Source organism: Ignisphaera sp. (assembly GCA_038735125.1).
GTDB lineage: Archaea > Thermoproteota > Thermoprotei_A > Sulfolobales > Ignisphaeraceae > Ignisphaera.
This window is the reverse complement of record JAVYNU010000007.1, coordinates 1-18661: the sequence shown is the minus strand read 5'-3', so window position 1 is coordinate 18661 and position 18661 is coordinate 1. Positions and strand designations below refer to the sequence as shown.

General features: G+C 42.9%; 19 protein-coding genes. 12 read left to right on the top strand and 7 right to left on the bottom strand.

The window, feature by feature from the left end:
• Nucleotides 1-20: 20 nt before the first annotated feature.
• Nucleotides 21-179: a hypothetical protein gene (locus QW284_07585; protein MEM0339523.1), complete on the top strand. Its 159-nt coding sequence runs from the start codon at nt 21-23 to the stop codon at nt 177-179.
• Between the two features lie 309 nt (nt 180-488).
• Here the strand turns inward: QW284_07585 and QW284_07580 are convergent, their stop codons facing one another.
• From QW284_07580 to QW284_07560, 5 genes are all read right to left on the bottom strand, one after another.
• The gene (locus QW284_07580; GenBank protein MEM0339522.1) at nt 489-2183 is read right to left on the bottom strand and encodes a hypothetical protein; all 1695 of its coding nucleotides are present in this window, start codon (nt 2181-2183) and stop codon (nt 489-491) included.
• 5 nt (nt 2184-2188) lie between these two features.
• On the bottom strand, nt 2189-3679 hold the full coding sequence (locus tag QW284_07575; protein ID MEM0339521.1) for a hypothetical protein: 1491 nt from the start codon (nt 3677-3679) through the stop codon (nt 2189-2191).
• Between the two features lie 11 nt (nt 3680-3690).
• Entirely contained in the window at nt 3691-5337 is a 1647-nt protein-coding gene (locus QW284_07570) for a hypothetical protein (GenBank protein MEM0339520.1), read from the bottom strand.
• The gene (locus QW284_07565) at nt 5334-5981 is read right to left on the bottom strand and encodes a hypothetical protein (protein ID MEM0339519.1); all 648 of its coding nucleotides are present in this window, start codon (nt 5979-5981) and stop codon (nt 5334-5336) included. The genes QW284_07570 and QW284_07565 overlap by 4 nt, the downstream gene beginning before the upstream one ends.
• Nucleotides 5982-6044: 63 nt before the next feature.
• Nucleotides 6045-7226, bottom strand: coding sequence for a hypothetical protein (locus QW284_07560; GenBank protein ID MEM0339518.1), 1182 nt, complete (start codon nt 7224-7226; stop codon nt 6045-6047).
• Between the two features lie 426 nt (nt 7227-7652).
• Here QW284_07560 and QW284_07555 point away from each other — a divergent pair, with 426 nt between their 5' ends.
• Nucleotides 7653-8147, top strand: a complete 495-nt coding sequence (locus QW284_07555; protein MEM0339517.1) for an HAD family acid phosphatase — start codon at nt 7653-7655, stop codon at nt 8145-8147.
• A 57-nt stretch (nt 8148-8204) separates the two neighbouring features.
• On the opposite strand, the gene QW284_07550 is transcribed toward QW284_07555, so the two are convergent.
• Nucleotides 8205-8408, bottom strand: a complete 204-nt coding sequence (locus tag QW284_07550; GenBank protein MEM0339516.1) for a type II toxin-antitoxin system VapC family toxin — start codon at nt 8406-8408, stop codon at nt 8205-8207.
• A 233-nt stretch (nt 8409-8641) separates the two neighbouring features.
• Nucleotides 8642-8872 carry a hypothetical protein gene (locus QW284_07545; protein MEM0339515.1) on the bottom strand — a complete coding sequence of 77 codons (231 nt, stop codon included), beginning with the start codon at nt 8870-8872 and terminating at the stop codon, nt 8642-8644.
• Between the two features lie 308 nt (nt 8873-9180).
• On the opposite strand from QW284_07545, the gene QW284_07540 reads away from it, so the two are divergent.
• The 10 genes from QW284_07540 to QW284_07495 form a co-directional block, all read left to right on the top strand.
• Nucleotides 9181-10071: a cation transporter dimerization domain-containing protein gene (locus tag QW284_07540; protein ID MEM0339514.1), complete on the top strand. Its 891-nt coding sequence runs from the start codon at nt 9181-9183 to the stop codon at nt 10069-10071.
• Nucleotides 10072-10103: 32 nt separating this feature from the next.
• Entirely contained in the window at nt 10104-10865 is a 762-nt protein-coding gene (locus QW284_07535) for a ZIP family metal transporter (protein MEM0339513.1), read from the top strand.
• Between the two features lie 195 nt (nt 10866-11060).
• Complete coding sequence (locus tag QW284_07530) at nt 11061-11558, top strand: flavin reductase family protein (protein ID MEM0339512.1); 498 nt, start codon at nt 11061-11063, stop codon at nt 11556-11558.
• Between the two features lie 534 nt (nt 11559-12092).
• Nucleotides 12093-12998: an ABC transporter ATP-binding protein gene (locus QW284_07525; protein ID MEM0339511.1), complete on the top strand. Its 906-nt coding sequence runs from the start codon at nt 12093-12095 to the stop codon at nt 12996-12998.
• Nucleotides 12995-14497, top strand: a complete 1503-nt coding sequence (locus tag QW284_07520) for an ABC transporter permease subunit (protein MEM0339510.1) — start codon at nt 12995-12997, stop codon at nt 14495-14497. The genes QW284_07525 and QW284_07520 overlap by 4 nt, the downstream gene beginning before the upstream one ends.
• A 125-nt stretch (nt 14498-14622) precedes the next feature.
• The gene (locus QW284_07515) at nt 14623-15294 is read left to right on the top strand and encodes an HAD family hydrolase (GenBank protein ID MEM0339509.1); all 672 of its coding nucleotides are present in this window, start codon (nt 14623-14625) and stop codon (nt 15292-15294) included.
• A 329-nt stretch (nt 15295-15623) separates the two neighbouring features.
• Nucleotides 15624-16151: a hypothetical protein gene (locus tag QW284_07510; GenBank protein MEM0339508.1), complete on the top strand. Its 528-nt coding sequence runs from the start codon at nt 15624-15626 to the stop codon at nt 16149-16151.
• A 430-nt stretch (nt 16152-16581) separates the two neighbouring features.
• Complete coding sequence (locus QW284_07505) at nt 16582-17769, top strand: FprA family A-type flavoprotein (protein MEM0339507.1); 1188 nt, start codon at nt 16582-16584, stop codon at nt 17767-17769.
• 217 nt (nt 17770-17986) lie between these two features.
• Nucleotides 17987-18409 carry a HEPN domain-containing protein gene (locus tag QW284_07500; protein MEM0339506.1) on the top strand — a complete coding sequence of 141 codons (423 nt, stop codon included), beginning with the start codon at nt 17987-17989 and terminating at the stop codon, nt 18407-18409.
• The coding region (locus QW284_07495; protein ID MEM0339505.1) for a nucleotidyltransferase domain-containing protein at nt 18382-18661 on the top strand (280 nt) is incomplete at its 3' end. The genes QW284_07500 and QW284_07495, both read left to right, overlap by 28 nt.

Genomic DNA, 18661 nt, shown 5'->3' with positions numbered 1-18661 from the left:
AGGAGTAGCCGTGAGGGGAGATGAAACTCTTGTTCAATGCATCAGCACTACTAAACATTTTGAGGATACCCGGAGAAAAGACGCTTACACCATACGAAATAGGCAATACACTGTGGAAAGAGGCCACGTTATTAAATAGAATATCGCTTGAAGAAACAACGCAACTACTTAACACGTAGAGCTCCTGACAAGATACCTAAACATTGTTGACCCTCAAGACAGGCGGCTAGTGCTAGAAATTGCACATAGACCCAAGGTTGCATACTACGACGCGTCATACATTGCCACAGCGACTGAGCTTGGAGCAGAGCTGGTAGCATGCTCAGAAAGATAGTAGAGGAGGGTGGGGAATCCTTCGAAAAATCATTGCACAAGAGATAGCCTTGCACAAAAACACGAAATAGCTGTTCAAGCACAATAAAAAATTATTATGTTATACTGATAGAGCTTCTCCTGGTTTACCGCCTGCTGGAAATGGCTGCTTGTAGCTATCTAAAGAAGGGAACCACACCTATGAACTCTACACCCACTGTGATGTCAACATCATTTACATAGTATGTGTGACCCCCTGAGTATTCCACTTCCTCGCTGTAGGGGTCTTGGAAAGCTATAGCAATCCAGTATCTACCAGTTGATGGAAGTGGCACATATATGGACTGGGACAACTTCACAAAGTAGTTGTCCTTGTCAAAGTCTGTTATACGTGTTTTGTGGTAGTTGCATATCTCTTGGTATCTATACTCTCTGACCACATACTCATTGCCCTTATCGTCTATGAGGAGAATCCTCAGCATCCAGTCAGTTCTATCATTGTCTTGGAGCTGGTTCTCATCTGGGTAGGAGTCGTCGTGAAAGAATATATTCATATACAGGGTCACTCCAGCATATACACTCCCATCTATCGACCCATCTGAAGATCCCAACGCTTTCCCCACCTGCGGGAGCACCAGCTTTAGAGGTACTGTGCTCCAATCACTCAAATCAATGTCGTTACCGCGAGGCGGGTTGCAATTACCTACACAATCGTCCACCCTGCTAGTGCTACCATAGTACGCATCCTCTGTCACAAACACTATATCGACCATGTTGTCTCCATCCACATCGCCTACATATATATAGGGGTAGTAGCTGGTTTCACGAGTTGGGGAATTGCTACTGGCAATCCTCATAAAATTGGCTACATAGTCTGCTACACCACTGAGGTATAGTCTGTATCCAAGATCTGTTGTGCCATAGTACCAGAAGCCCATGGCCGAGCGCACAGCATTTCCACAATCGCTTGGCAGAGAAGATGTGCAGGCAATTGTATTGCCAGAGCTATCCAAGATTTTTACAACACCTGTGAAGTTCCGTATCAAAATCCTGTAGCCGTTTTCAGATAGGGTTACCTGTCTGTTCCCATAAGTAATCTTTTCTTTTTGGGCCTTGGGCCCTGCGATCATTATCGAGAACCTCGGTGGAGTAGCAGTATTGGGGTTGAGCTGCTTTTCTCTTACCCAGCTTGGGTCATAGCCTATCACAGCCACTCCAAATGAAACCCCATTGTTATCTGTCTGAACAGATGTTTTGTAGAACTCGCTCTCCTGACCCAGTGGAAGCAAGAGCAGCTGATCACCAGATGTCATCCCTCTTACCCTTGCATTTGTATATGGCTTGGCTACAAGCTCTTTACTCACATTGAATAGCTGCACAAAGTCTAGGGGGCTACTTATGCCGGAGAATGTTATGGGTATTATGTAAGTTGTGTTAGTCTTCACCAAATAGCCTTTTACAACAGGTTGCTGGGGGTTTATCACAACGCCGTCTGGCGTTATAACAGCTAGGTAGTCGTATCCTGAGCTACATTCAATGCTTTGCTGTGCGGGGATCACCCTTGAGCTGCATAGCGTCTGAACGTCGGCTGATTGGAGAACCTTTACAGATCCTGTGGAGTCTTTTACGACGAGCTTATCTATAACTATATCGGATGATCCAACGTTCTTCATATAGACTTTGTTGCCTGTGGTGTTGAGTACAAGTTTGGACACCTCATAGCTGTGGTAGTATCTGGCAACACTTCCGAAGGTCATCGATGAGCTGAGGAGGGAGAAGTAGGTGTTGAGAAACATGTATGTAAACAGCGTTAGAACTATGACAGCTATTACAAAGGCTATCAGGGCTGTTGAAACACCCCTTCTAATCATGTGCGTCACCCACTATATACAGACAGGGCTATACCTATATACTCTAAACCGAGTATTATATCTGCATCATTTCTAGCACCCTCAACATTATATGGGTCTGCAATCTCCACAGCAACATAGTATGTGCGGCCGGTGTTGGGCACATATATCATAAAGTCCTTCGTTATATACGATATGGAGAAGGGTTTTACATTCCTATACCTATTAAGCTCGTAGTAGCTTAGATATGTGCTATACACAAAAGACTTGTTCACAGCATCGTATAGCCCAACCCTCATTATAACCCTGTTATCGTTGTCCTGAACATCATCTTCAGAGTTGTCCCAGAAGAACATGCCGAGACTCAGAATCGCCATTCTATACCTGCTACTGTCTATGGGTGTCCCACTAAAGACTAGCCTAACAGGCTTTACAGTTGCATCAACATATGTTTGCCGCCGACCAGAGACTGTAAGAACATCGTTTACACTATTGCTATTGCCTGTAGAGAAGTCTTGGGTAACAAAAACCACCTCCACATTGCCATTTTTATTTAGATCTCCAACAAATATGTATGGGTCTAGACCAACAATACCTCCAGTGATTTTAGAGGAGTTTGTATAGAGAACAATTCTATCTGCTCTACCGTTTATTGTTAGCTGGCAACCTCTGCTAAAGTTTATGTAGCATGGGTATATACCTGGCCCCAGATTTGGGCTTATTGTTCCCGAGAAGTTCTCTATCTTCAGCCTATACCTATACATAGCAACTTTGCTCAAGTCCACACTACCACTATTTACAGTTATTTGTTGGCCGCTACCCAAACTGCCACTTCCGATAATCAGCATGTTCAGCTTGTTGTTAGCAGGGTTCAGGCCAATTAATATGAGTGCTGCGTTTAAGTTTGCATTTATGTTTCCCGATGTGTTGAGATAGAGATCCATTTTTATCGATGTGTTCACAGCCCCGCTATACATCATAGTCTTATTCTTAAGACCTAGAAATTTGAGAAGGCCTGACGATGATGTGAACATTATTCCGCCATAAACCGTTGTCATGGGTATTCCATAGCTTCTCCCAATAGCTATGGCATAGAACCTCGGGTCTATGGAGAACACCCTACCCCTCTCAGTAACAACAGCTAGAGGTGCATAGCCGCTTGCACAAGTGATAGCTGCTGTCCCCCCAGGGTTGATGACAGCGTTAGAAGCATTGAAGTTGCATTGTGTACTGCGAAGCGAATTCAACAAAACTTTGCTATTAGAAGACATGTTTATAGCTACAATATATTTTATGTGCACAGGCACAGAGCCAACGTTTTTCACCATCAGATTCCCACCTGCAACAAACAGCACGAGACTTTCATCTGAATAGCCTAGGGGTAGTTCAACAGCTTTCTGCTCGGCCACAGGCACTAACAAGAGGTTTGTGAGCAGATATAGCATAGCCACAGACAATATGGCAAAGGCTATGACAACAGCAACAGCTTCTGAAATGCCTCTAGACAGTCTCCTCATCCACACCACCTCTACCCCACAGGCAACACCACTAGGGATTCTATAAAGAGTGTGAAGTCAACGTCGTCATAATAGTAGTCGTCATAATAGTTGTAGCTATAGGGATCTTGTATTGCTACAAACACATAGAACTTCTTCACACCCTGATCCCTAGGCGGAAGGGTTATAAACACCAAGCTGCTCTGGGCTTGTGCTGTTGGTGGATAGGTGTCCTCATATCTTGTGAGCTCCCTAAATGTGTAGCTCCTATAGCTATAGACATATCCACTCTCATTAACCAGGCCAACAAACATTATTGGACTATCCACAGTCACGCCATCAGCATCTAAACCCTCGTTATCGTGGAACTTGTAGTTAACAGCTATAACAACAGCTGAGCTATTCGTGTTATACACTGCAAATCCTTTGTACACAAGAACCAGTAGAAGGGTCGAATAATCGATGAGACTATCGTATCCCTCGTTTAAACTGAACAAGCTTCCACCGTAAGTTCTATCTATTGTTGTAAAGAGTATCCCTGCCGCCCTACTGCCATCGGTATTCATAAGCATTGTGTAGGGGTTGTACCCAGATTCCGTGCCAGTCTCACGAGTGTATACCTCAATTCTATCTGCTGTTCCATCCAATGTGACGATCTGCCCAGGCTGCTGCTGTCCAGACGACAAAAATGTGTACTCGGCAACATCTTGGTCGGGTCTTTTAATCCACACATTACTTCCAAGTCTCGTATCTGTGAGCCTTAGAATTCCGTTGGGGGTTCTGGGTGTAAAGCCGTATATCTTTATCCTTGTGTATGTACTTGTACTCGTTGAATACTGTGTTCCTCCAATGCTCATCTGGATTGAGCGTGTTGTTATGATTATGTTATATCTTGATGTGTTTCTGGGGTCGTAGCCTATCCAGATGCATCTTACATATTGGTTGGATATGCTTATGCTGGTTCTCTCGAATACGTCTCGCAATCTCCATATGTAGGTTGTTGTTGTCCCTCCCCTCATTCCTTTGGATAGGTTTGTGTAGGGCATGATCTTTGTCGGGTTTGTCATGCTGTCTAGTGTGTATATTTCGAAGCCTTTTTGTCTCAGAATGGATATGTTCCATATTGTGTCTTGAGTAGATACAGCTACTGGCAGAATTGTTTTTGCTGCTGTTGGGCTGGCGGGCAGTGTAGTGTTTAGCCTTTGGCCCCTCATTGCTTGGAGGTCTTGTGGTGTTAGAACTGCTGCACTTATGACAGCCCCCTCGCTTGTGATAAGGTACAAGGACTTTGTGTTAGGGTTTTGGCAGGGTAGTGTGGCGTTGACTTTTAGCTGTACTGTTTTTCCAGAGGGTATTACGAGACCAGTCTTTGTGTTTATGTAGTAGTTGGTGTATGTGTTTCCGCTGGGGCAGGATATGTATAGAATTGTCTTCTCTATTCTTATGTCCCCCCCACCTGTATTTGATATCCACAGCATTGAGTTGGAGGCATTGTAGAATGCTGTGATGTCTTGGCCAACAGATTTTAGTGAGATTGAGAGGGATTTGTAGACGGGGTCTTCATAGATTGGCTGCCTGGATGAGGCTGTGTAGAACATGCTGAGTACCAGGGGTATGACAAGTATGAGGAGTAGTGAGAAGAATACAGTTGCTATTATCACATTTGCCTGGCCCCTCATCTGAGAGCCACCTCGTGTATCCCAACCACATAGGGTGTGTTGCTGTAGAATGCAATCACAAGTATCCTTACTTTTGTTGTTGTGCCACCCAGTTGTAGCTGGGCTATTGTGCTCTCTCCGCATAGACCGGCTTTGGCTGTGTATCTACAGACATTCCAAACTCTGCAAATGGGCATGTCACCACTCGATGTGTAGCCCATCGCCTTGGCGTAGGAGAGGTAGCTGCTTATAGCCCCTCCCCACGGTATATAAACCCTGTTTAGAGATCCCCTGAAAACCTCCACAGCCTTAGCACAGTCACTATCTTTAGAGTCGCATAGAATCCCATTGCTGTCTCTAGTCACATTATAGACGAGAACCTTTGAGCAGTTGAGAAAACTCCCATTCACATCAACAGCTATGAAAAAGTCTGTAGAGGAGCCATCAGCTTTCTTAAGAAGAATCCACAGACTCGAGGAGGCATCATCGTAGGAAACTATGTTGATGAGGTTATTCGAAGCCTCTTTCTGGAGATAGCTAGCAAGATCAACATTGCTTCTATACGTAGAGACCAGAGGAACGAAATAGCTTATCATGGCCACGCCTATAACCACAGCCACACCTATGATAACAAAAGTTGATAGAAGCTCGCTCTGACCCCTCATAAACCTACCCACCACCCACACAAACCCTTCTCACTATGTAAAAGACTTGGAAAGGTAAAAAACCTAGCTGAGCCTATAGTCATATACGTCGACCAAATAGGGCCTGTTATTGATATACGTCACAACAAAGAGTGACAGCCTATCAACACCATAGGAAGGCTTATCACTTATATATATGGCGTAGGCAAAGCCCTGGGCATAGAGGTTTCCACTATCTAGCTGAAGAACCATCTGCCTATAATCATTAGACACCAATGGTATCCATCCAAAGATTCTTACGTATTTGCTGTTGTTCCAGTCGTCAAGAATTGTCTCACCCCCATACCTAATCCTCGTGAAGCCCGGTGGACTGGGGTATATCTCTATGCTTATGGAGGAGAACAGGCTTCCGAGGTCGATTGCCACCTCAGATTTTACCATTTCTACGAGCACGTTTTGGGCTATGAGGGCGCCGTTTAGGTATACAGCCTTGGCAAATACATTGAGCGAGAGAATCCATGCACCAAACTTTCCGTTGGGCAGTGTCTGCGGGGTCATGTCTATCTTGCCTGTTTGCGTGTCTACATCTATTCTGACCCTGTCCCCCACTCTAAGCTGTATCCAAGTCCCGTTATATGCTAGGTGATTCCCGTTGGGGTTGCCTAGATAAGCTACTGTAAACTCTATTGTTCCGAACATTCTCCACTTACGCCCATTAGAATAAAACTCTGTGTAGCTATAGCCTTGGTACTGCGGTTTGAGGCCACCACCTGTTAGAACAGCAACAGTGTTTCCACTGAGTCCAACTGTGCACACAGTTATTTTGCCGCTGTCTGGATATCCCATTGACCTCGCATAGTAGCGGAAGCTGTAGGGGTTTCCCCTGCCATCGCTTGGCACAACAAGTATATCGTCTACATTGTATGTGTTGACATAGGTAATGGCACCCCCGACCAAGCTCTTCACAATCTTGGAGCAGTCGTCGTAGGCCGTGCCGTTGTATATGAAGAAAGATATTGTGTTGGTGCCGCCAAATTTTTTGAGGAGCAGGGTAACAGAGTCCCCGCTTGCCGATGCAAGCTTTATCAGTGTGTTCATCTTCTCGTTTTCGACAACTCTATAGATCTGTGCATTGGTCTGACCCGAGGCATATTCACTATTGATATAGACGAAAAAAGCCATTGAGAAAGCTATGGAAAGACCGAGTAGAACAGCTATAGCATTTAGCTCTGACAGCCCCCTGAAGAGATGCCTGTTTGTATACATACGCCATACTCCAACTTTTAAATGGTGTATACTAGGACTAAAAACTTTGCGCAATACCTAGAACACTCAGAGGTAATAGCATAACAAACAGACAACACTTGTATTAACCATGCTATGCAATATTATAAAAAGTTATATGATTATACTCACTACCTTTTAAAAGCTTGTTAAAAGCTTGGAAGTGCACAGCCTACAAACATCAAGACATGGTAGCTACTGTTTACATCATTTGATACAGATCAACACTATTGCTATAGTTGTGCTGGGCAAAAACACTTGTTTTCGGGCTTTACAGCAACATCTATCACCAGTGCATATCTCAAGTTCATGACCGTGTATTGCCTTTTGCAGAAAAGTGTTGGGCAACCAGGGTTATAGCTTGTGTACTCCAGACAAACATTTTCTTAGGAGATGCTAGGTGGTTTTATGACTAGGTGTGCTGTTTTTGATTTGGATGGTGTTCTGTTTGATGTTAGTAAGAGGCTTGAGCTGTGCTTGGCTGAGGCTGGTGCCGGTTCTGTGGACTCTATACCGAGGGGTAGGAGAAGCCTGTTCTGGAACTGCTTTCTGAGCGACAGGTACATGCACTTGGATGTGCCGAACAAAGAGCTTGTAGAGTATGTCAAGAGCCTTAAGGGCCAGGGCTACAGAATAGTGATTGTCACCGGGAGGAGGGAGGACACACAAAAGCATTATACAGTCAAGCAGCTTAGAGATGCTGGGATCCCATACGACGAGATATTCTTCAGACCTGCGAAAAGCTATAAGAAGGATTATGAGCTCAAAGCAGAGATCATAAAGAGGCTTATCCAAAGCGGATGTGAGATAGCCGAGGTCTGGGACGACAACAAAGACGTTGTTAAAGCAATTAAGGCTATTCTCCCCCACGCGAAAGTGGTTCACTATAGAATTGGGATCTGAAAACCAAAGGTGGCTAACTTGCGACAGCCTATCCAGTACCCCCGCTATGCAGTGCCCTTAGCCACAGGTTTTTATCAGATCCATTAATTCGTGTAGTCGTATAATCTTCACACCATATCTAGGGGCCACTGATATGATGTCTTTATCCTCAGTGGATATGGGTGCCTTGAGTTTCTGAGCCAATGCTATATAGGATGAATCGTAGAATGTGATGTTGTTCTCAATAGCTATTCTCATAACCTCTTCAACATCTAGATCCACAACACTGTATAGTTTTGCATATCGAGCTAGATTCTTAGAAATGGCACACGCTTGGACAGCCTCATCTCTATCTATCTTATGTAACTTGCTGTGTTCTCTCCAAAAAGCATTGCATGCCTCATAAACTGTAAGGTCAAGTAATACAAAGCCAAGCTCTCACAGCCTTGACCAGACCCCTACCACAAACAGCAATCAAGGGTGTATAGACACTTGCATCAATGACGTACACCTCATTATCGCCTCTCCCAACGCTCTTCATCAACAATTCTCACAAGTTCGTACGGATCTATCTTGTTTTTCAGTCTCTCTCTAAGAACATCCAATTGTTTTTCTATTTCCTCTAGCTCAATCCTTTCGACCTCCTCCAAAAGTTTCTTCCTGACAAGCTCGGCAACGTCTATTCCATATCTATCGAGCTTCTCTTTAACCCATTTTGGCACCCTAACACTGATCACAGTGCTCATACCATCACCAAGTAAACAGATTGTATACAAACTAATAAAGCTTCTCTATAGCTTTCCCACAGCAAACACCCAACTGAATTTCAATTCAACGACAATGGATCTCCTAGATCACGTTTTTCACCCGGCTAGCCAGCGACAACGGCACCTCTTAAATAGGCTGGCTTTCTTCGATGAGGCTGGAGCCAAGGCTGTGATCGAATATCCCACTTTTTTGTGGTGAGGAGGTCTGTCAAAGGTGTATAAAGCTTTTATTGGTTCTAGCCAGCTATTCGCTATGATTTGATTGCACACCCTTTGGTGCTGTCTCATTGTATAGTGAGAGGTCCCCAACCATGGCTTTCATCCTCGTGTCAACGCTTAGTGCCTTTGGTGGCTTGCTAAAGGTTTATGGTGGTGTTGTCGGTGGTTCGAAATCTGTTTTCGTGGATGCACTGACCTCTATAGCTAATACAGTCTCTGTTTTGGCTATCTACAAGTTTTTTAGGGAGAGTCTGAAGCCTCCTGATATAGATCATCGCTATGGGCATGCCAGGTATGCTCTTGGCGGGGCGATATTCACGGTCTCGCTGTACTCATTTGTTGCGGGGGTCATAGCCATTGATCTGTATGAGAGTATAGCGTCTAGATATGTTGTCACTGTTTCCTCGTCTGTTTATGCTGCCATGGCCTTGATCCCCTACACACTTGCCATACTGTTTACAAGAAGGTTTGGGAGTCTATCCATTCTGTACGCTAGATTCACATCGATAGAGTTTATAGAGAGTGGTGTGGCCATAGCAACCTCTTTCATGGGCGCAACAATATCTTATATGATAGACTTTGCAGGCGCTGTAGCACTAACATCATATCTTTTTGTGGAGATTGCTAAGAGCTTGAAGGAAATTATATATGCTGTGAGCGACCACACACCAAGGGATGTTGTCGAAATTGTGAGGAGCACCCTGCTCAGATATGGCATTTCTGATGTGGGTGAGATAAGGATTAGAAGAGTATTTGAAGACAGTTTCCACGGCGACGCAACCATTAGATTGCCTCCAGAGACAACTATAGACAAGGCACATGAGATTGTGGATAAAGTTGAGAACGAGCTTAGAGAGAAACACAACATCGATATTGTTATACATGTAGAGCCGAAAAAGTTGGAGACTTTGGAGAGAGGTCCAGAGCTAGGATATACACAGTCTAGCGATTCACAATAGCAAACCTTTAAATGTTTGTCCCAGGTGTTTCGATGGTTGACAACACCATCTACCACGCACTTCTAAACGGCTTCCTCATTGCAGGTCTCACATCTGTTGGCGCCCTACCGTCTCTCGCAGGGGTTAGACTGCCTAGATGGGGCCTGGACTTCTCCCTAGGCTTTGCCTCGGGAGTCATGGTTGTAGCCAGTTTCACGAGCCTGATTATCCCAGCCTTTGAGAAGGGTCTCTACACAGATGTTGGTATTGGCATGGCCATTGGTGTTATAGCAATGATTTTGCTAGATGCTTTCATCCCTCACGAACATATTGTCAGCGGTTATGAAGGTCCAGAGCATATGAGGAACAGGCTTAGAAAGGCTGTTCTACTTGCCATAGCTATAGCCATTCACAACATACCTGAGGGACTTGCAGTTGGTGTAACAACTGTTTACAGCATTGAGCTCGGCTTTGCCACCGCCATTGCAATAGGCTTGCAGGACATTCCTGAGGGGGCGGCGGTTGCACTACCCCTTTCAATGCTATGGAGAGGAAAATTCAAGGGCTTTGCAGTAGCTGTGCTAAGCGGACTCGTAGAAACTGCGTCGGCTGTAGCCGGAGCAACACTGTTTGCATTTGCCCACAACATACTGGGAATTGGAATGGGCTTTTCAGCAGGTGCAATGATCTATATAGTGGTCGAGGAGATCCTGCCTGAGATACTCCACGAAACATCCTCGTATAGAAGAATATCTGCTCTAGGATTCTTCCTAGGGTTCTACACAATGCTTTATCTAGATGCCCTACTCAGCTAACTGATTTAGATGTATAGGATTAATCATTGAATATGGTATATACCCAAATATATGTCAACACAGACCCATAACAACATTCGATGAAACTTTGTGGAAGAGATCATGCTAAACCCAGCTTATTAGTAAGGAAGAGAATAGCGAACTACGCAAAAGCCTTTTTACCAGACCATCTAAACCATTTTTCTGTGATTTCAAATGGAGTCTATAGATGTTTTCGAGGCTTTGGATCTAATACCACACCCACTTGCAATAGTAACTGCAGGGGACCCGCAGACACCTGGTAGAAGAGGTGGTATGACAGCTGCATGGGTTTCCAGAGTTTCTTGGAATCCACCACTAGTAGCTGTTGCGATTTCTCCTAAGAGGTTTACCTATCAATTAATAAAGGAGTTCAAGGCCTTTGCAATTCACTTGGTCTCCAAAGAGCTTGAAGATGTTGCAATGAATGTTTTTGGCTCTTTGAGTGGAAGAGACGTAGACAAGTTTGCTAAAGCCGGTATAGAGCCGCTGAAGGCACAGGCAATAACCGCTCCCATAATACCCCAATCCCCCCTAGTAATAGAGTGCAAACTAGTTGCAGAGTATCCTGCTGGAGACCATGTAATAGTTGTTGGAGAAGCAGTCAAAGCCTACAAAACATCAGCAAAACCATTGCTCATATGGCACGAGTCACAAGCAAAACAGATTAAATAGTGTTGCCAGCTAAAGTCATTACACAGTGAGACGCAATGGCATGCAAGAAGAAGAAGGAGAGCAAGCAAGAGCAGAAACAGGAAGAGAAAAAGAGCAAGTAACATTAACAATATGCTGAAAACAAAACACATTTTTTTAGATAATTAACCCATTTTATCACACAAATTGTAAACCAGGCAACACAATTTACATTCAACGTGGTCACTATCCACAACCTTGTGCAAGACACTCTAAATACTATTATAATAATAATATATTATACCTAATATCCGCTACAGCCTCTGCATAGTATTGTCATCATACTCTCGAACTATACTGCCTATTATGTCACTTACTCTAATCTCAATCTCAAAATACTTACACCTATTTTATTAGACACTGCTCTCTGTCATATGGGGGCCGTATTCTCAGAGTCAAATTGGTTGGCATCTTTTGATCTATATATCTGTATTTTTGTTTTGATTGATACAGGGTTAAGTATATAAAGCCTGCCTTTGGCTAGGTAATTGTAGGTAGAATTGCATTGGTGTTTACATGATTAGTATTGATAGAGTATCTAAATCTTTTGGACGATTCAAAGCGTTAGACAATGTTTCTTTTGATGTTAGGAATGGCGAGGTTGTTGGGTTTGTTGGCCCCAATGGGGCTGGTAAAACAACTACTATAAGGATTTGTGTTGGGGTTCTGCCACCTGATAGCGGAGATGTTCTTATCGACGACTATTCTGTTACTAGGGACAAGAGAAATGCTTCTAGGTATGTTGGCTGGGTTCCGGAGATACCTATATTCGAACCTGATGAGAGTGCATTGAACTATTTTGTCTATCTTGCTGGCTACTATGGGATGGGAACATCTGAGGCCAGGTCGCTTGGCAGAAAGCTGCTTGAGGAGGTGGGTCTCGGAGACTCTTTGAATAAAAAGCTCAAGAACTTCTCCCTTGGTATGAAGAAGAGGTTTGCACTAGCTGTGTCCATGATCAACAACCCAGATAACTTTATATTTGATGAGGTTCTCAATGGGCTTGACCCCCTTGGTGTGGCGTTCTTCAGAGACTTGGTTAAAAAGTTTAAGAAAGAGAATAGGGCTGTTCTATTCTCGTCGCACATCCTTAAAGAGGTAGAGGACTTAGCAGACAGAGTTGTCTTCATAAACAGGGGGAAGGTGGTGAAAATTATGACGATGGATGAGATAAAGGCTAGTGCGAAACCCGTTCTAGTAATCAAGCTGAGAAACCTCGACAGTAGAGCAGTAGACATAGCCAGAGGCTACAGCGAGAATGTAAGAGTTGAGAAAGACGCTATATACATATACAACCCCAAGACAGAGCCAGCAGACATTGTAGAAGTGCTTGTTAGAAGTGGCTACAAAGTTGAGGAGACCAAAAAGGAGGAGGCGAGCCTAGAGGAGATATTCTTTAAGGTGATAGGTGAATCGAAATGAGAAGTGCCATCATATACGATGTCAAGAGATCTCTCCTCAGACCACTAGTCCTGCTCATGCTAGTACTCTTTGCAGCACTTGGCGTCGCAACAACATACTATGCATACATCTTTCTAGCAGGCTACTATCCAAATGTAGAAGGAGTTGCAGTATATATCAAAACAAGTGAAGGTAATAATACCAGATGTGTTCTGATGGGCGGTATATTCGATAGAAGAGGAGACCCTGTTGAAAGCAGTTTAACACTCATAACTAACAGCTCTAGAATATACAGCTTCAAGAGCACCTCTACATTTATCGTTGAAGACCCGAGCATCTGTAGGCACAACATAGATATGATTGAGATATCAACCAATCTGGTGAAACTCAACATCTCTTGTACCACTATTTCTGCTTTTTCATTATTGCTTATTGCTCCTAGATCTGCTGGCATATACAACTTCACCCACATTGCATCATCTATTTTCGTATGTGGGAAGAGTGACGGCAATATCTACATAGGTTCTACACTACATGTTTTCAAAATGTTTATAAATGATCTGAAATCGTGGAAAGCAAGGCTATATACGTTTACGGTAAACACCTCATCAATGAGCGTAGAATTGACAAAGCCCATAGTGCTAAACTATACATTCTCCTCAATATTTTTCTCTTCCACTCAGATTAACCAATCTCAAGGATCTATAGAGATAAGGCACCCTATAGAGAAATTTGATTTGTCTCTTGACCCGAATAAAGACGCTATCCAGTTCTATTCAGAAGTCGACCATAACTTAAATGTAGCTGGCTTTGACTATAGCTATAAAGTAAATGTGGAGAGATCATATATAGAGTTAGCAATAGGTTCAATAGGTTTGAATCTATTCCTCGAATTCTTCCCAATAGCCGTTATATACATCTCGTATACCCTAGTCGCAAAGCCTAGGAGCACTGGAGCACTCGAGTTTGTGCTGGCTAGACCTATGACGAGATTTGATCTATACCTCTCTAGGTATCTAGCCGGGGCGATCATTATAGTTATTTCCTCCGTTATACTCTCGATAGTTCTTGCCATATTCCAGCCCCTTGTTCTTAGAATTGGGCTGGATCCCTGGGGCTATATGCTACTATACCTAGGCATATTGGCGTCGCTACTAACCTTCCACACATTATGCTACGCCATTGCCTCCACAACTAGATCTGGTCTCTACCTAGCCATATCAATCACTTTATACATTTTATTCGCAATGCTATGGAGTTTAGCCACCATAGCTATAGCATTCATGCTTGGGATAAGTATTATGAGCACAAGCTACCAAGAACTGTCATACAAACTATCATATTTGAATCCTCTACAATTCGTCAATATAGCTAGGTACTATATACTCCTATCCTACGGAGCTGTAAATGAGATATCCGCTCTCAACTCTGTACTTGCAATAGCGGTTCCACTGCTGTGGAACATAGGATTGTTTAGCTTGGGGTTCTGGAGGTTCAGGAAAATCAATTTGTCAAGCTGATAAAACTATACCTGCTTTTTCAGCAAAACAATGTTAGGAAACGCTATTTTGTCTCCATAGATATGCTTTTAACTCTTGTCCATTCACAGCACACAGATACTGAAGCCAAGAGTTTGGTGATCGAGATGATTATGGGGGTTGTTTTCGATCTCGATGGGACTCTTGTCGACAGTGTTGAGGTGCATGTTTATGCGTGGAAAGAGGCTTGCAAGGCTCTTGGCATAGTCAAGGGCGCTGAGGATGAGGAGAAATTTGTAGAGTTTGTTAGAGGTCTTGTTGGCTTGGCTCCAATCGACATAGCATACAACATAACCAAGGACATGCAAATGGCCCAGAGACTTGCCGAGGTTAAGCAGAGAATATACCTATCAAAGATCGGTGAGGTCAAAATCTTTCCAGGTGTTGACAAGGCTCTCGAGAACCTGAAGAAAATGGGTCTGAGAATAGCCATAGCATCGTCTGTCCCAAGAAAAGTGATAGAGAGTGTTATCAAAGCAAACAATATAGCTAGGTATATAGATGCCTATGTTGGAAGCGACGAGGTTTCGAAGAGAAAGCCAGATCCAGAGATGTTCCTCAAAGCATTGGAGAGAATAGGCGTTGAGCCAACAAATGCTGTTATAGTTGGGGACACAGAATACGATATAGCACCAGCCAATAGAATAGGGGCTGTATCCATATTGATATGCTGGAGAAGGTGCCTAGAAACAAAAGCAAGCCCAAGATTCATAGCCAAAAACATAGATGACGTGGTAAACATCATCCAGAACCTGGTGAAGCAAAAACCATCTGCTTAGACGTATATCCATCAATACAACTATAGCGCTTAGAACAATGGGTATTGCCAGTATATTTTGGGTTCACCAACTCTATGCTAAAGCTCGGAAAAGAGGAGCTGACAAAAATTAATCATCAACCTCCTCGCATAGCTCTTACAAATAAAAACAAGGCCAAGTAGATAGATAAAACGAGGACTTGTAAATGCTCTACCCCTCAACAGGTTAGAAAATTGGGGCTTAAGGCTTCTGAAAAAGCTAAAAAGTGATGCAAGTATAGGTTATGTAGACAGGTTTCGAGAAAATGTATTAAAATCTATTGCTACATGCAAATAACAGGATGAAACACCTTGGACCCATGCCAGATTGTGAAAAGAAAGCTCTATTGTAGCTATAGGCTGGAGCACCTAGTAGCAAAACTTCTACTGACCTATGCCGAAAAACTTAAAGACTCTCCTAAGGAGCGTGAGGCTAGGGCTATACTAGCTGCCATAGCTATTGAAAGTAGCAAGCATGCAGAGCTTATAGACATGATAGCAAGGCTCTACAACCTCTACGAAGAAATCGATGACTGTTCCCAAGTCATTGGCATGCCGTGGTTAGTTCTCCAAGAACTCTTTGAAGAGGTTTCTAGTGGTAGGCACATAGATTTGAAGAAGTTTATAGAGAAGCAGATATGGCTTGAGAATGCCGTGGGCGAAGAAACATACCATAAACTCTTGCTACCTCTCCTAAGTCTAAAAGAGGAACTGCGTAATTGTGCTGATCCCAGCACCCTCTCTTCGATTGAGCTGCTATTCAAGAAAATTGCTCTCGACGAGAAATGGCATGAAGAAATGCTTAAAAAAATTGATGGAGCTATAGCAACATCAATATAGTTGCACGCCATAAAAATTCGGTATGGATCCATAGTTAGAGCACAACCAACGAATCAATTAGTATGTATGGGTTTAGCACTAAGAAATGCCCTAGTCTATAGTCCCTCCCCAAGCTATTCTACACGTCAAATACCTCACAATAAACCTGTTAACCACTATGTTGCAAATTATGTAAAATGTAATCAAAGCTTTGAAAACATTGCTTTCCGTTAACTGCCCTACGATAATCCACGAGGTGTCTATGGTGTTTGTGATGCAATCCGTTTTAAGTCTATATAAAGCTCTGTATAAAGGAAAGAAAAATCCCTAGCCACTATGAATCAACCAATGGTTTCCAGTGCTCTATTCTGCGTTTGAATAATGGAAAAGGTTTTACAATAGAAATTTTTATAATAGAATACTTTATCTACATATGGTTTTGGTGGATGTAATGTATAGAGCTATTCCAATAGTCAATAATGTATACTGGGTTGGTGCAAGAGATATCAGTAGAAGACTTTTCGATTCTCTCATACCACTTCCCAGGGGCACTTCCTACAACTCTTATCTTGTTGTGGGCACAGAAAAGATAGTCTTGATAGATACTGTGAATCCCGGATTTGAAAACGAGTTAGTGGAAAGGATCTCATCAGTTGTTGAACCATCTAAACTAGACTATGTTGTTATGAACCATGCTGAGCCAGATCATGCTGGTGTCATACCCTACATACTTAACCTCTCACCCAAGGCAAAACTCATAACAACAGCTATTGGGGCCAAAATGGCTAGGATATTCTATGGCGTAGCAGATGAAAGGATAATTATTGTTAGGGATGACGAAACCATTGATTTAGGTGGGAAGTCTCTTAGATTTATAGAGGCTCCGATGCTCCACTGGCCAGAAACTATGTTTACATATCTGGTTGAAGATGGGGTGCTATTTCCATGCGATTTCTTTGGAGCTCATGTAGCACAAGGTCTGTGGGATGATGAGGTAGAGGATTTGATTTACCATGCCCAGAGATACTTTGGCGAGATAATGATGCCCTTCAAAAATAATGCGCTGAATGCACTAAAGAAAATAGCTGATCTAGATATAAAGATTATAGCGCCTTCCCACGGACCTATCTACAGAAACCCGAGAAAAATCATTGAAAACTACTATAGGTGGGCAAGAGGCGAGACTAGAGAGAAGGCAACGATACTCTATGTGTCAATGTGGCACTACACAGAGAAAATCGTTAAAATGTTTGCCGATGAGCTTAAATCTAATGAGATAGAGGTTGTTTTACACGATCTTGCTGTGGCAGATGTTGGTGATGTTGCAAAAGATCTTGTCGATTCTCGAGCAATTGTGGTAGCAACACCAACAGTAGTATTAAATGCACATCCATTAACAGTCCAAGCAGCATATCTGACCAAGCTACTAAAGCCTCCAACAAAGTACCTAGCAATAATAACTTTGTATGCCTGGGGTACTGCAGCTGATAGACAACTAGAAGAAATGTTGAGTGATCTTAAAGCAGAGCTTGTTGGGGTAGTTAAAATCAATGTAACGCCGTCTAAAGAGGATGTAGAGAATTTACGGAGTCTAGCAAAAGAGCTTTCAAAGAAGATTAGAGATGTAGCTTCAAAATAGCTTTGCTTGATATATTATAAGAACATTTTTTGCTCTTATGCAATAGTGTTTGAGGAGCTGTTGTAGGAGTAGATTTGTAATTGTTATAGTAGCTAACTTCATAGATACAGAATAAGCTATATAGATCTTGGTTACCTAGGTAGCAAGTATTATGTGTAAAGGTGAAAACTTTTATCCTGTTTAACAACTATATTTATTGAGAAGGTTGTGGGGCGCTTTGAATATCGTCGATGAAAATGAATTCAATAGATGGATGAGAAGCGCTGTACTTACTCTTGAGTCTGCTAGGAGGGATAAAGTTAATGGAGATTATAATTGGTCTTGTTTCAAAGCTCACCAAGCAGCTGAGAAAGCCCTTAAAGCTCTTTTGTGGGGTCTTGGCAATCCTAAGACTGGACATTCACTAATTGAGCTTGGAAATGCTTTAAAGAATATGAATATAGAGATCCCCCTAAATATCTATGAGGCACTGGCTAGATTAAGCAAATTCTACATACCTACAAGATATCCTGATGCTTGGAGCGAGGGGGTGCCAGAAGAATATTATACTGACAATGAGGCTGAGGAAGCAGTAAGACTTGCCGAAAGCGTCATTGAGTGGGTGAGAGATGTTTGGAGAAGGTTATTGAGGAGAGAATAAGAAGAGCTAACCAGGCTTTGAGGAAAGCAAGAGAATTTGCTGAATGTGTTAAGAGAATATTTCACAGTATCGACCTGGTCATCCTATTTGGATCATATGCTAGAGGGGATTTTAACGAATGGAGCGATATAGATGTTCTGGTAGTTGTTGGGGATGAGCTGCCTAAGAAACCAACAGAGAGAATAGATCTTGTAGTGCCATGCATAACAGCTGTGGGTGCCCCAATAGAGCCGCTGATAATTACTAGAGAAG